This is a genomic window from Methanosarcina spelaei (genome assembly GCF_002287235.1).
Lineage (GTDB): Archaea > Halobacteriota > Methanosarcinia > Methanosarcinales > Methanosarcinaceae > Methanosarcina > Methanosarcina spelaei.
Map to the genome: position 1 here is coordinate 1 of NZ_LMVP01000024.1, position 15,212 is coordinate 15,212.

The window sequence follows — 15,212 nt, forward strand, 5'->3', positions numbered from 1 at the left end:
AAAAGATGTGAGAATAATTATATTAACTTATATGTTTACCTGCCGAATCTAGGATAAAAGCTGACGGAACCGGTAAAACTCAACTCACTTCAGATTCGGCAAAAGATAACTATCCTATGTATTCACCTGATGGTAAAAAAATTATATATGTGTCAAACAGAGCTGGAAGTGAAGATATATGGATTATGGATGCCAATGGAAAAAACAAAGTTCAGTTAACATCAGGTTCAGCAAAGGATTCGTTTCCGGTATGGAGTCCAGATGGCAAAAAAATTGCTTTTTGGTCTGATAGAGGAGGAGAACGTGGTATATACCTTCTGACTCTAGAAAATGAAAAATCACCAACAGCTGATTTCTCTGTATCCCGAACTTCAGGAAACATTCCGCTGAAAGTTAATTTTATAGATAAAAGTACAGGAACACCAACTTCATGGAAATGGAGCTTTGGAGATGGAAAAACTTCAACAGCAAAGAATCCTGCATACACGTACAGTAAAGCCGGAAATTACACTGTCAGTTTAACAGTAAAAAGTGCAGCAGGAACAAGTACGAAAACAATAAAGAACCATATAATTGTGAAAACACCTGCACAAAAACCGATTGCCGCGTTTTCGGCTACTCCTACCTCAGGAAAAGTGCCATTAACAGTTGCCTTTACTGATACAAGCACAGGAACACCGACAAAATGGAAATGGAGTTTTGGGGACGGAACAACTTCAGTCCAGCAGAATCCAAAGCATAAGTATTCCAAAGCAGGAAATTATACTGTGGCTCTTACAGCAGCAAATGCCGTAGGCAGTAACACGGTAACAAAGACAAATTATATAGTAGTAGTATCAAAACCTGCTGCTGCATTTTCTGCATATCCAACTTCAGGAAAAACCCCGTTAACTGTTGCATTTACTGACAAGAGCTCAGGAAACCCCACGGCATACAAATGGAGTTTTGGAGACGGGACAATTTCAAGAGAAAAGAATCCAAAACATCAGTATTTACAGGCAGGAAAATATAAGATCACATTTACAGTAAGCAATGCAGCAGGCAGCAGTACTATAACGAAGACAAAATACATAACAGTGACAACAAATACAAGACCTGGTATATACGCTGAAAGTAAGTAAACACTTAATTTGAAAAAGAAAAAAATCAAGATAAAGTAGTAGGGAAATGTTTATGGCTCTTCGTCATTTCCTATAGATCAGATGATTTTCAATTCAAGACCGCATTGGTTTTTATGAAGACATTGTGAGGATAGCCACACAAAACGATGAAGAGCCCATGTTTATTATGTAACTATTCAGGTAGCCTTGTTAAGGCTACAATTTCCTCTTTTCGAGGAGAATTGGATATAAAATGAGTCATTTTCTCCTTGATGAAACGTGAAGAGATACATTTAAATTTATGTTACTTATCACATTTTCTGAAATTCCCATTTAAAAATATTGAAAAGCTTAACTTCTCATATATTTCACAAGCCCACTGTTAAATTTTTCACCAGCAATCAGCAATTCCGCGTATACTTAATAAGATTAGAATCTGATTTAAATTTCGTTGGGTTATAGTATATTTTATTAAATATATACTTCGAATATTGATGAGTATAAGTTGCCAAGCTTACTGCAGATTTTGAAGGGTCTGTTATTATATAATAGGTAGTAACGCTACTTACACTGTTATTAAATTTATAGCCTGAATTCCAGTTGTTAGACACATAATCTTCATAAGTAGAATGGATCCATCGGTTTTTAGGTTTAATTTGTTGATAAGCTTGACCTGTGTGCAACGGATTACTTAAATCTGCAAAAAAGTGGCTTGAGTAACCAAGATAAGTATATGCATTTTGGAGTTGTCTTTTACCATAATAGCTTTTTGCTTGTATTGCATAAGTATAAGCGTTAGCTGCACCTGATCCTTGCTTTGCTTCTGGATCGTAGTTAGTGATTATAAGAATGCCAGATCTGACTATTACTCCAAGTATTCAGGTACAACTGATGCATCCTTTGCAATATTCGCATAGGTATCTTTTATTTTCCAGTCCATTGCTGCAAGGTATATCATATCTTTATACTGTTTTCCATTCCATTGAATTGTAAAAATACTATACTTGTTGCTAAGATATTCTCCCACTGTAGTATCAATGTATTCGAGTGTTTGATTGTCTTCTTCTGTAATATTATCAGGATATCGACTCCATATGTCTGTCATAGAGTGTTTCATAGATATTTTTTCTTGATCGGAAACGCTACAATTGTCAATGTACTGAAATAGGGTTTGTTTCTCATTCGTATTTGCTGCAAGCAAGTACCAATAAGGGCTATTTTCTGTAATTGGATCGTTATAGATATACAAGAGCTGCTCTGAGGTCAGATTAGCTTCTGATCCATTTACATCTTCACGGGGTTCTTCAGCATTTGCAGCCGGCACAGATGCCACGCTTATCAGTAGTACTACTAAAATTAGCGTCCCTATTCTAAATTTCTTTTTAAACATTATTTTTACCCCTTTATTTCCAGGAGACAGGACTAAGTAAGCTTAAATATACGCAAAGCTAACTTAGTCATGCCTTCTTAAGGTATTTACTATAGAGTTCAAAAGTATTTTCCAGATAATCCGAACTTCATAAACTCCTCTTTTCTAATTCTTTATAACTTTTATGCCCATACTCTCTAACAGTGCAATTTTCAAATAATTTTGAGTCTGGATTATTTTCCAATATTTTGACTGTTTAATAATTTGATGACAAATTATTTATTTGCGTATATGTCGTGACTCATATTCAAAGGAAAATATAAAAGTAACTATTCAACTTGAATAAAAAACATCATGGCAACTCTGTTTTAGGAAGAAACTTCCTGGTTTATTCCTTTTTTCAGAACAAGTTCCAAGTCTTCCCCACACTCTATAGATGTCAGATAAATGAATAAATTTGGCTTTGAAGTAAGATTTTTGATATTGATTACAGTATTAATGTCAATATTAATACTTTGCTCCGCAATAGTGATATTTCCGTTATCTAACATAGAAAATCAGATTATAGAAAATCAGATTCATACGTTTCCTATTAGTGAATAAATAAGATAAATTGTCCAACTTTCCATAAAAGTAGTTTTCTCGGATTATTTAGCTTTAGATTCTAACTTTCCGGCAAAACTACTCTAATTAGTCTTATTGGTTCCTATAATATGCAAAATTCTAATTTTTAGTTTCTCATGGAACCTTGATAGTAGCAATCTCACTTTCTCTCTATTTTCTGAATTTTTTTAATGTTAGTTATATTTACTGTTTATTGAAGAAGTTAATACGACTAATATTCGTAGTAATTCCTCTTTTAAGCATATTTCGAGATTAAATTAAATATTAGACCTTTGAACCTCATAAGTATTTTATATTTAGAACCAGATCTCTATAGGGTTTTACATCCTAATAGAGTTGAACGCCTGCATATTAGTTACAAAAATTTAGTTACTTGATGCTTGTTTATTGCAATACTTTTGAATGCAGGGTCTGGAAAACACAAATATTTTGGTTACAGAAAAACGTGTCCCTTAATAATAAAGGAAGTAACTTTGAAAGGAGTGAGAATAAGTGGAAAAAAATGTCCGAAAGCCTTTAAGAAAAACAATTTCTGAACTGTTATGTTTCATATGTATATCATCGTTATTAGTATCTTTATTTTCGTTTACCGCCCTGGCTGAAGATACAAACTCGTCTTCCAGTATAAGTTCAAATGATAAGATCTCAACGAGTTTATCTTCTAAACTTGGAGAAATCTCAGAAACTGAGAAAGTTCCGGTAATTATAGAGTTACCAAATCAGAGTATTAAATTTAATACTGCTGCTGGAAAATCTCAAATAGAGAGTGAACAGAAAAATCTCGTAAAGTTTCTTGAGAGTGAAAAATCAAAAAGCAACGCACAGGAAATAAAATCTATTAAACTAATTAATGCTATTGCTGTAAAAGTAACCCCTGGAGTTGCAGCTTCTCTTGCCAAAAGATCTGATGTTGCGAGAATCGAGCCTGATGATGTTATCTCTCTGGTAGGGTCCGAAACTTCTTTGGAAAAAATAAAGACATTAACTACCCAGACTAATGCAGCATCCACAAATGCGTGGGGAGTCGATAAAATTGATGCGCCTGCAGTATGGCAACGGGGTATAACTGGGAAAGGAATAACTGTTGCTGTCGTGGACACAGGAATTGATGCGACACACCCCGATCTTGACGATCTTGATGACAGTTCCAGTACAAACGACCCGAAAGTTGTCGGCTGGATTGACTATGTAAGCTCAGAGTCATCTGCATATGATGACAACGGACACGGCACTCATGTATCCGGAACGATTTCAGGAACCGGAGCTAATGGCATACAAACCGGAGTTGCACCAGGCACTAAGCTGATTGTAGCAAAAGTGTTTGATTCAGAAGGCTCTGGATATTTATCTGACAGTATTCTTGGCTTTGAGTGGGCGGTTAATAATAATGCCAATATTATAAGTTATAGCGGGGGATCTTCAGAACATAGTTCATTATTTACAACTACAATAAACAAAGTTGTAGCAGCAGGTATAGTTCCTGTTATAGCGGCTGGTAATGATGGTTTGTATGGATCTGGCACAATCAACTGCCCAGGTGATGAGCTCAATTCAGTCACTGTCGGTGCAACAGATTCCTCCAATTCAATAGCATACTTTAGCAGCCGGGGTCCTGTCACTTTAAATGATCAGACATACATTAAACCTGATGTTTCTGCGCCTGGAGTGTCTGTTCCTTCAACATATCCAGGTGATGGATATGCATCTGGATCCGGAACTTCCATGGCAACACCGCATGTTTCCGGAACTGCAGCGTTAATACTTCAAAAGAACCCTACAATGAAGCCATCTGAGGTAAAAAAGAAACTAGAAAGTACAGCTAAGGATCTTGGATCTACAGGAAAGGATAATGACTATGGATCAGGACTGGTCAATGCATACAAAGCAGTGTTTGGCAGCACTTCAAGCTCTCCAGTAGCAAACTTTTCTGCATCTCCTACCTCAGGAAAAGTGCCATTAACAGTTGCCTTTACTGATACAAGCACAGGAACACCGACGAAGTGGAAATGGAGTTTTGGAGACGGAACAACCTCAGTCCAGCAGAACCCGATTCATAAGTATTCCAAAGCAGGGAATTATACTGTGGCTCTTACAGCAGCAAATACTGCCGGCAGTAATATGGTAACAAAGACAAATTATGTACTAGTAGTATCAAAACCTTCTGCTGCGTTTTCGGCTACCCCGACCTCAGGAAAAATGCCATTAACAGTTGCCTTTACTGATACAAGCACAGGAACACCGACAAAGTGGAAATGGAGTTTTGGAGACGGAACAACTTCAGTCCAGCAGAATCCAAAGCATAAGTATTCCAAAGCAGGGAATTATACTGTGGCTCTTACAGCAGCAAATGCTGTCGGCAGTAACACTGTAACAAAGACAAATTATATAGTAGTAGTATCAAAACCTGCTGCTGCGTTTTCTGCATATCCAACTTCAGGAAAAGCCCCGTTAACTGTTGCATTTACTGACAAGAGCTCAGGAAATCCAACTGCATACAAATGGAGTTTTGGAGACGGGACAGTTTCAAGAGAAAAGAATCCGAAACATCAGTATTTACAGGCAGGAAAATATAAGATCACATTTACAGTAAGCAATTCGGCAGGCAGCAGTACAATAACGAAGACAAATTACATAACAGTGACAACAAATACAAGACCTGGTATATACGCTGAAAGTAAGTAAGCCCTTAAATTGAAAAAAGAGAAAAAAATAAGAGCTGAAGGAGTGGGGGAATCATTTTTATCAAATCTGACAACAATATTATCTTTGCCTTATCTTACCAGATTTGAGAACAGACATATTTTTTATTTTATGGAAAAACATAGATTATCCCTTAATTTAAAACTTTACAACATAGATTATTCACTTACTGTTTTCAATAACTCATCCTCACAACTAATTCAGATTAAGTTTAGGAAGTTTAATTCAGATTAAGTTTAGGAAGTTTCAGGCTTTCGTGTTGTTGATTCTCATTGTGCCTGAATCCTGCCTGAGCAGCCAAATTTTCTCAGTAAATTTGTTGATCGTCAAACCGATAAAGATCATCGATGCCGGACTACACAGTTTGATAGCCCGATTATCTCGACAATATCACTGTTATCAGGAGAATGAATTATCATCTGTCCTTTCTTGAGATAGGGAATTCTCCGTTCATATTCCTTCGGAACTTTCAAAGATGTAATAGCTGCGTCGTTGTTGAGATTAAGGATCAGTTTCGTATTTATTTGCTTGAAAACCGTATCATCGATATCCTGAGGGTCCTGGGTGATTAAGAAAAGCCCCAGTCCTTCTTTTCGGCCCTGGCGAGCTGCATCTGCAAAACGTGAGATAATAAGGCGAGAGTGTTCTCCATTTGCATTTGAGAGATATCGATGAGCTTCATCCAGAGCGAGAATTATTGGAGTTTCTTTAATAGCTTCCTTTCCCGTTGTATTTAGTTTGTTGTCCACGATCAGGCTCATGATTGTGAGCACTATGAGATCGCGGATTCTCGGGGCACTTATATATTCAGTCGGGAAGACTGAAATCTGCCCTGGCTTGAAGATCTATTCCACAAGGTCAATAATTGAAGTCGCATCCCGATCAAAGACCTTCGAAAAGAAGGGGTTTCTTACTCTTCTTACAATACCGTCATATGAAGACTCATGCAGCTTTCCGCTGTCAACATAGTAGGAACGTGTACCTTCATTATCAATATGGTTGACGAAATTCTGGTAAGTATGGGGTACGCTTGATTTGAAGAAATCTCCAAGAAGCACTTCAAGCCCGATATACTGGAGTTCTGACATTCCGGCTGCTGCAATAAGCCAGGAATTATGTTCTACAAGCGAAAAAGGAATTGTAAATTCAATCTGCTCGGCTCTGGATTTATCCCCGGGGTATCTTTGACCGTCAACTTTCGCCACGAAAGCCCTTGTAGAGAGAACTCGACCATAAGTTACATTTTCGGATTCAAACTGGAATTTATCGTCCTCAGTCAAGGTCTCGTTGTCCTCAAAAAGCTGGGAATATTCATCCTGAGGATCCATAATTACCAGGCAAGGGTTTTTCCGTGCCTTGTCAGGAGAACTTCGCAGCCTGTACCTGTTGTCTTCTCTCAGGAACTGACGAAGAATATTTTTTGAGAGGAATGTTTTTCCTGTACCTGTGCTTCCGCAAATAAGCATATGTCTGAAAATAAGGGGGTCGCCCATAGAATAGTCGTTTCTCAGGTAATATGCAACCGTTTCTGGTTCGGAATTAGTTTTTAAAAGCTCACCCCCTACACTCAAGTGGCCGAGAAAGATTCCTTCTTCAGGAATATTAAGCCCTGTCTGGACTTCAAGCCTGTCAGTAACAGGCAGAATAGGAGTGTTAGGGTGAGGAATTCGGTCTGCCATCCGCCGCGTGAGTTTGCCGTCGGCCTTTCGGTACAGAATACAGAGTGGATCAAGACAGGCAAGGAACTTGTAATCGTCTTCATTTACGGGGTTTCCACCAGCACTGAGCATGCGCCTTGAGTGAATTTCAGTTGCGTCGTCTACCATAAACTCCTGCCTGTACTGAAGTTTTCCTACCCTGGCAAAGAGTTTTTCTCTGTTTTCGTAAGGCACAACAACGTATGTACCTAGCCTTATCTCACTTCGACGAGCTGATGTAATATAACCGGTAATTACAGCTCCTGAAGGAGTTAATTCAAGAGGTTCTATGCCTGTAGTGACAATCCCGAAAGCTTCTGAAACCGGAGCAGCCTTCAATACATTATCATCACATCCGGCAAAGCCTTCAAAGGGAAAAGCTTTATTTCCGGAACTCCCAAGAACTTCGGATTCAAAAGAGAGGTCTGAAAGGGGCAGAGAAGCAGTCTTAGACACATGAGCGGTCGTAGATAGAGATGAAGATTTTAAAATTGCTTCGGCATGACCTGAAAGAATGTCAAATTCGAGATCAGATTCAATATCAGATTTGATATCAGATTCAATGCTAGATTTAGTTGGGGTTAAATCGGGTACATTCTCAAGACAATCTTTCCTCATATCCTCGAACAATGGGGGTTGCAGTGTTTCCTCAGTATCAGATGTGAGTATAGAGGTGACTAGATTAGATGTGACCAGATCGGGAGCATCTTCGATGGAATTTGCTGTCTTGCTCATATTTCTGTTTTCAGGACTTATCTCATCAGGACTGTCATTTCCAAGCTCAGCAAGACTTTCATTTTTTAGCTCAGCAGGGCTTTCCTTTGAACCTGCATTCTCTTCAGTTCCTGAATCCACAGAAGCCTGCTCCTTTTTCGGTTTGCAAGAGTTAAAAGTAAAAATGTCGACATTTTCATATTTCATTAATCTTATTCCACCTGGTGTCATTATAAGTAGTATCGGGACTCATATTTTCAAAGAATTTATCAATCTCTTCCCTCTCTACTTTCCTGATTTTTGCCAGATGGTCTGCTTTTGTGAGGGTAAGAGGAAAACCATACAAAGAAAGGTCAAAGAGCACTTTTTTGGTAATTTGCATACGGAGAGAGTCGTCTTTAACAAGCCCATACGGGGCCTCAACCTTGAAAACCACGTCTTTGTAGGGTACATAAAGCATGAAAAAGCAAAGAGCATAATCTTCAGACGGGAAAGTATGTCTGAGTTCCTTCTGAAGCGGATCTGCGGCTGCAAGAGGCGAAGTCCCGTTAAGCAATTTTTCATAAAACCTGTTGGGCTGCAAAAACCAGTTAGTGTAAGTAATATAATCATTTTTGGAGCCGTTGTGCTTGCCGTTCTTCCCATTATTTTTAGAATTTTTTCCATTGTGCCCTGAAGCATTGTCAACTTTTTCCAGGGAGAGCAGATTCCTGAAAAACTGTGAATCCAGCATCCAGGGCAGGTCGAAAGCTTCCCTTTTTTTCCGGACGCTGTCCATGATCTGCACGTCAGTAGGGTTTTTTACAAAACCAACCACTGGCTGCCGGTTTTTCAGGAAATGATCCATGATATCGATGTAGTTCTGGAGAATTTTTTGGGCGTCGTTGTTCTGCCGGACCCTTACGTCTTCGTCATCCAGTACCATCCAGTACATTAACTGTTTTGGATAAACCGGCCCGTCCATTATGAAAAAACTCTCAGGTTCAAGCCTGTCTTTCATGAAAAGAATATGTTCGGATTCTGCCAGGTACATTGCAAAACTGTGGACCATGTCAGAAACTTTTCTTTTTAACTCATCGGGCGCGATTGTAACCAGCTTTGCCCTTCCAAATCCTTCATCGAAGGTTTCCCAGCCTTGAGTAGCCTGCATGGATATCCTATGGGAAGAAGAATAAGCAGCGCATACGATTGTTCTGAATCTCTGAATATCAAGGCTAGTAGGCGTTGCAGCCAGCCCGCAGTGGCAGAAATCTACAAAAAGCCCGCTGTCATAAGTCCTTGGGTTTGTACTTCCGCTGTCGCAGGCGTAAGTAAGCGGATACGGGTCATCTCCCTGTGCCATCAGTTGAGTCCTTACAATCCCACGAAAGAGCCTGTCTATAGCTTTAAGAATGACCCTACCATCAAGCCTTAGCTCCTCAAGCAAAGAATAGATATCCGAAGCCGTTTTTACCTCCTCAGATTCAAACGAACGGTCAATCTTTTTTGCAAGCTCCGAGATCTTATGCATATGCACGGGCTCAAGGGTCATGGATAAAAGATACTTTGGGGAGTTTATATATTTGTTGAGTGGAAAAGACTTTGGTCCAAAATCCTAGTAATTTTTATGTTTTTTGATTGAAAATCTGAATTCGCAAGAAGAATCCAGTTTTCATCAAAATCAATATTCGATATCTAAAGACGTTATCATTTTCTACCCCTAATCACGTTTAAGCCTTTGATGACAATTACTGATTAATTTAGCGACGATTTTAAAAAACAAACTCAAGACAACCCTACTGTCCAGGATAATGAAGAAAATCAATAGTCAAAAAGGGTAAGGTGAAAAGTACTTCCACTTCTTTGTGCCTGTTACTCAAAGAGTTTCATATGCGTTTAATTCTTAAACAATGTTTCTTCTTCTGGCTTTAAAGAGTTAAATCTAAAAATTCCCTTGAAAAAGGGAATTTCTTAAAATCAATTTTTCAGATCTGGTGCTTTACCAGGAGTTCCTCTGATTCTTATCCTTTCTTCTGCTTCAAATTATGAACCGAAGCTTCTGATAAATCAGACCCTCCATGGAAATCATATTTTTTATTACATTTAACAAAACCGCGGATAAGTCCGGTTTCTGGAGAATACTCGATAAATGAATTGTCTCCCTTGGCAATGCCTATGACTGTTATGTTGTCGGAAGCAGAGGTCAGATTATACTGGCCTTTACTGTCATCAGTGACCGACAGCAACAGGGTCTGTTTTGAGGTATTTTTGGTAATCCCGCAACTATTCAGAACTGTGGCATATTTCTGGGTAACGTTGTACGACATATTAGTCTCAGGCCACTCAGTCTCGTGGGGTGAAGATGAAATTCTGCCATCAGCATAGAGAACATAGGGAATGGTTATATTATGCGTGCTTATGTTGGCATCGCCTAAGATGAAGTTGCCTTTCACACAGAGCATAACAATATCGGCTGTACCGTCCTCATCAACCTCGTCGATATATCCGGCAAATGGTGTGAATGTTGTTTTTCCGTTTGCGAAAATTTTACCGGAAAACACGTTTCCTTCCTGGCTGTTTATCTGGTAAACACTATTCTGAGCAGTCGTCCAGTTGCCGGTGAGATTAGGGCTTGCTATACTGTCAGTGGGAACTGTCGTTCTGTTACGAACTGCGAGAGCCGTCTGCACCATGACAACTCCACCTGAACTGGAGATAGTTCCCGTTGAAAAAACATTTTTTGACTCGATGACACCACTTCGGAACAATGTTGCATTTCCATTCTTTATATGGCTGAAGAAATGCGTACCGTGTTTATCGTCAATGACAAAGAACAAAGGAGAGCAGGAGTTATTCTCCACGATCTTAAACAGCCGATCATACTGAGTGACGTTGTAAACTTCTCCGGAGTTGTTTGTGACAAATCCACCGGATACGGAGTCGTAGGAAATACCCGACACGGTTGTAAAAACACCATTGATATTATATGGCACTTGCTTTAATCCGATATCTGTCATCGGGGGTTCAGGACAAACACAACTCGCAGTGGCTGTTCCTGCAATTAAAAAAACAATTGCCAGGGAAAGACTCAACGCAATTGCTGTCTTCCGAATTGTTTTCACTTCTCATTCCTCCCTATATTTTATTACATTTTATAGTAATTTATTGATTTTAAATGTTAGTGTGTTGGGTTGTAATACTCATCGGATTATATTCTGGCTCTCGATTAGATTTTTCAGGGAAGGAATTGAGTTATTCTAACATCTTCAGAAATATATTGGAATTATTTAGTTTAGAAAAGCATACTAAAACATAACCAGAGCATAACCAAAAATGTACATAAAAAAAATAGACAGTCAAAATAGGTAAAGATAATCAAAATAGATAAAGTAGAGTACTTTCATTTCAAACGACAGTATATTTATATTAAATCATTCTTTTAATTGAGAAACTGCTTTCAGATTTGAATTACCTTTCTCTAAATAGGTATTTGTAGAATTTCATATTATGCAAATGTCATACAAAGATAAATCTTGGTTGAAATTTAAATGAAGTTCTCAAACTTCATGAAAAAAATATCCCTCATTTAAAACCTATCCGAAAAGTGGTTATCTACTGTAACTTTTAGAATAGCAGAATGAAAAACCAGCATGATATTCTGATATGAATGAATACCCTGATATCATAGGCTTATTGTAATTTTTCAACATACCTCACAAACTTATCGGTAGGCTCTTAAAAACAGAAGGAAGTACATTGATGAAAATGTCAAAGAGAGGAAAACGAAGAAAACAACACAGCTTTGTTACTGGAACATTTAAGATTTTGTTATATCTTTTTCTAAAATCAATAAAGCTGTTGTTTAGTTTTCCAATTTACTTACTGAAAGCAATGAGGCTATTGTTTAGTTTCTTGATTCACTTACTGAAAGTAATGTGGCAGCTGTTTAGTTTATTAATGCATATACTGAAATCATTATGTCTATTTCTCAGTTTTTTAATTCACTTACCTTATAGAATTGTAAAACGACTTCCCCAAAATTCATCAAAACCAGTACTACCTACATTAGCCGAAATTGATGAAATGGACGGATACAAATTTGAAGAATTTATGAAATGTGTTTATGAATACTTAGGATATTCAGTCTATCATACTCCATTCTCAGGTGATCAGGGTGCAGATCTTATTCTAACATCAAAAGGAAAAACAAAAATCGCCGTCCAGGTTAAACGATATTCGAGTAAAGTCTCAAATAGTGCAGTACAGGAAGTTGTAGCTGCAAAAGGTTTTTACAAGTGCACTGAGGGCATGGTAGTTACAAATAACTACTTTACCGATTCTGCCAAACAATTAGCTGAAGCGAATTTTATTGATTTAGTTGACAGAAATGAACTTGAAAAGCTGATTAATACTATCCATAATTAAGATTTGAAAGTAGGGCAGACTTTGAATGTCAACTACTTGCTTTTATGCAATCTCGTTAAGCTGGCTTAACTTGTTATCCTTCCAGCTTAACTAATTTCCAATTAAGTTTATCTGTTTTATAAGACCTTCAGTTCCTTACTTGATACCGAAAAATCGAATTTGGAAAAGTATAGATAGAAGAAAAATACTCAAAAAGTAAGGAGGCTATCAACTGAATATCTATTGCCAGAACTTTGTCATAAGCCAGAACTTTGTCATAACTTATCATTTTTTAGAATTATGTTGAGCATTGTAGTTTTAAATGATATGATACTTATATTAAATTGCTCATTTAATTATTGAATTACCCTTAGATCTGAGTAACTTTCGATAGAAAGATATATGCGTTGTTAGATTAGCAGATGACAAAATAAATAGAGATGAATATTGGTAGAAATTTAAGCAAAGTTCGAAAATTTCATGAAAAAAGAATACCCTGCAACTTAGATACTGTACGAAAAGTGGTTATTTAGTGTTGCTTTAAGAACGTGTAAGATGCAAAATCGGAAAGAATGTACGAATATTTAGACCGATTATAATTTTACACCGTTTGGTTACTGACTTTTCATACAGCTCTATTATCGGAAAGATCTAAATCAATACATTCTACCTTGCTAATGGTACTAGTATTCAATATAAGACATATAATTACGTAGCCAAAGATTTATGATTACGTAGCCAAAGATTTCGTGGAGCTGGACTAAGTGAACCTGCTATGGCTAAAAAATAAGATAAACGTGCTCAAAAAAGCAATAAATCCATTTACCATTATATTTTGGATATTTGCATCTGTGACTGTAGCCCTTACGTTTTTAGTGTTAAAACGAAAGAAGTCACCCTGATTAGAAAAGTAATTTCATTTTTTCTTTCCTTTCCTTTTTGTCCTGAAAAATAATGTCCTGCAACCTTCAGGCGTGGCCTACTACCAGACTAAAATCAATGCATGAAGGCTTTTTTCCGTTTTATACTTTTTTGATAAAAATCCTTATACAATTGTTCAGGTATGAACAATTGAGTTCAGTCGTCAGTACTTTCATTCAGCCTTTATTACAGAAAAATTTCTTCAATTGCTGAAATTCCTGAGTGCTTAATCCGACTTACTCGATCTGCTTTTTCTTAATTCTTCCCGGAGCTCTGCCAGTTTACCGCGAGCAGAACTATATTCATTTTTTAGAGTTTCGATATCTGCTGGTACAGTTTTCATCCTTGCCTCTACCAGTTCCCTCATTTGTTCATTTTCGATCTCATCCGATAATTTGCAGCTTAAGTCTTCTTTGATTTGCCCTACCTCCTCGATATATTTATCGAATTTATCTACCGATTCCATCAACTTTAATTCTCTAGCTACAGCCTCCAGACTCTCTAATTCGTCTATCAGGGCATCCACGCTCCTATCCAGGTCATTCATTTTTTGTTCCAGCCTGATTAACCTGGACATTACATCCTGCTCAGCTAACTCGGACAATATATTCCCCCTTACCTTAAATTTAGTATAATATAATCAGCAATATGTACCTTAAAGCCTCTGTTTATCTGTTAACAACAGTTTTATATTCACAAATTCCCTGAGCCTATAATGTGAAAGTTCTCATCCCACTCCGGATTTATTTATCCGGCTAATAAGCAGCCTTGGATTTTTCAGTTCGTTCTATGCCCGATAGAAAAGGAATCCTACTCCCAGTTTACTTCTTCGGTATAAGAGTTAATGGACTTAAGTTTCATACTCTCCTCCAAAAAGAGTTATTAATAGTATTAAGATTTCCATTGTTATGAATAAGGAGAAATAAAATTAGTAGAGAAATCTATAAAATTTAAAATGTAGATATTCGTTTTTGGGAGAAACTGAATGCCGATTCAAATAACATATAAATCTATTACAGATTATTTCAATACACCATTTTTCCAGAAAAAAGGCTTGCAAGGGTTTCTTTCGAATTTTTTAAACGCTTCTGGAAAAAGCCCAGGATACTTTGCTTCCTCAAGTGGAATACAGAACATCCTTTCTGGATAGGACGAATCTCCGCCAAATCCGATGACAACAAAGAAAGGAAGCTTCTTTTCCCTGGCAAAACCCTGATAACGTTTTAATTGTTGAGGATCGGACCACTGTAGTTTACCCTCAAACAGGCAGGATCTGAACTTACACTCAACGCAAAAAATCTCATCTTTCGGTAGATAACGGACAATAAGATCTGGACCGGCATCAGATTCCACAAATCTGTCGTGCTTCCGCGTAGTATCTGTGCTCCATTGCACAATCGAAAAGTACTTGTTGTCGAAAAGGTTCACAACATACTTTTCAAAATCGTTTCCCTTTTCTACGGACTCGTCTTCTTTCAAGACTTCAACTGCTCTTTTAAGTTTGCCAACAAGTCCCGTAATAAACCTCCAAATAGTGTATAATAATAGAATATCTTTCATTAGTTTAAAATATATCGACTGTTGTTATCAATTAAAATTATTTCGACATATATTTATCCAGATAATTTTTGAGCTATGTAGAAATTTCTCAACGATTTTTATAGGAAGTGAAGAACTTATCTCTTTAAAGGAAATGCAGAATAT

7 protein-coding genes and 2 pseudogenes are annotated in these 15,212 nt (G+C 37.4%); 3 read left to right on the forward strand and 6 right to left on the reverse strand.

Annotated elements, in window-relative coordinates; all coding sequences use genetic code 11:
- Positions 1-341 precede the first annotated feature (341 nt).
- Positions 342-1,121 (forward strand): annotated as a pseudogene (locus tag ASJ81_RS02165) (PKD domain-containing protein); the annotation flags it as partial.
- A gap of 844 nt (positions 1,122-1,965) precedes the next feature.
- On the opposite strand, the gene ASJ81_RS02170 reads toward ASJ81_RS02165, so the two are convergent.
- Positions 1,966-2,490, reverse strand: a complete 525-nt coding sequence (locus ASJ81_RS02170; RefSeq protein WP_095643045.1) for a hypothetical protein — start codon at positions 2,488-2,490, stop codon at positions 1,966-1,968.
- Positions 2,491-3,585: 1,095 nt separating this feature from the next.
- Between ASJ81_RS02170 and ASJ81_RS02180 the strand changes: the two genes are divergently transcribed.
- Positions 3,586-5,775, forward strand: coding sequence for a S8 family peptidase (locus ASJ81_RS02180; protein WP_095643047.1), 2,190 nt, complete (start codon positions 3,586-3,588; stop codon positions 5,773-5,775).
- A gap of 359 nt (positions 5,776-6,134) precedes the next feature.
- On the opposite strand, the pseudogene ASJ81_RS02185 reads toward ASJ81_RS02180, so the two are convergent.
- The 3 genes and pseudogenes from ASJ81_RS02185 to ASJ81_RS02195 form a co-directional block, all read right to left on the reverse strand.
- Positions 6,135-8,108, reverse strand: a pseudogene (locus tag ASJ81_RS02185) (ATP-binding protein).
- 292 nt (positions 8,109-8,400) lie between these two features.
- On the reverse strand, positions 8,401-9,735 hold the full coding sequence (locus ASJ81_RS02190; protein ID WP_095643048.1) for a DNA double-strand break repair nuclease NurA: 1,335 nt from the start codon (positions 9,733-9,735) through the stop codon (positions 8,401-8,403).
- Positions 9,736-10,204: 469 nt separating this feature from the next.
- Positions 10,205-11,305 (reverse strand): hypothetical protein, encoded by a 1,101-nt coding sequence (locus ASJ81_RS02195; protein WP_245859711.1) that lies wholly within the window; start codon positions 11,303-11,305, stop codon positions 10,205-10,207.
- A 637-nt stretch (positions 11,306-11,942) separates the two neighbouring features.
- Here ASJ81_RS02195 and ASJ81_RS23515 point away from each other — a divergent pair.
- Positions 11,943-12,608 (forward strand): restriction endonuclease, encoded by a 666-nt coding sequence (locus ASJ81_RS23515; RefSeq protein ID WP_245859712.1) that lies wholly within the window; start codon positions 11,943-11,945, stop codon positions 12,606-12,608.
- Between the two features lie 1,126 nt (positions 12,609-13,734).
- On the opposite strand, the gene ASJ81_RS02205 is transcribed toward ASJ81_RS23515, so the two are convergent.
- Complete coding sequence (locus ASJ81_RS02205) at positions 13,735-14,112, reverse strand: hypothetical protein (RefSeq protein WP_095643049.1); 378 nt, start codon at positions 14,110-14,112, stop codon at positions 13,735-13,737.
- A 416-nt stretch (positions 14,113-14,528) separates the two neighbouring features.
- Entirely contained in the window at positions 14,529-14,987 is a 459-nt protein-coding gene (locus tag ASJ81_RS02210) for a hypothetical protein (protein ID WP_245859713.1), read from the reverse strand.
- Positions 14,988-15,212 lie beyond the last annotated feature (225 nt).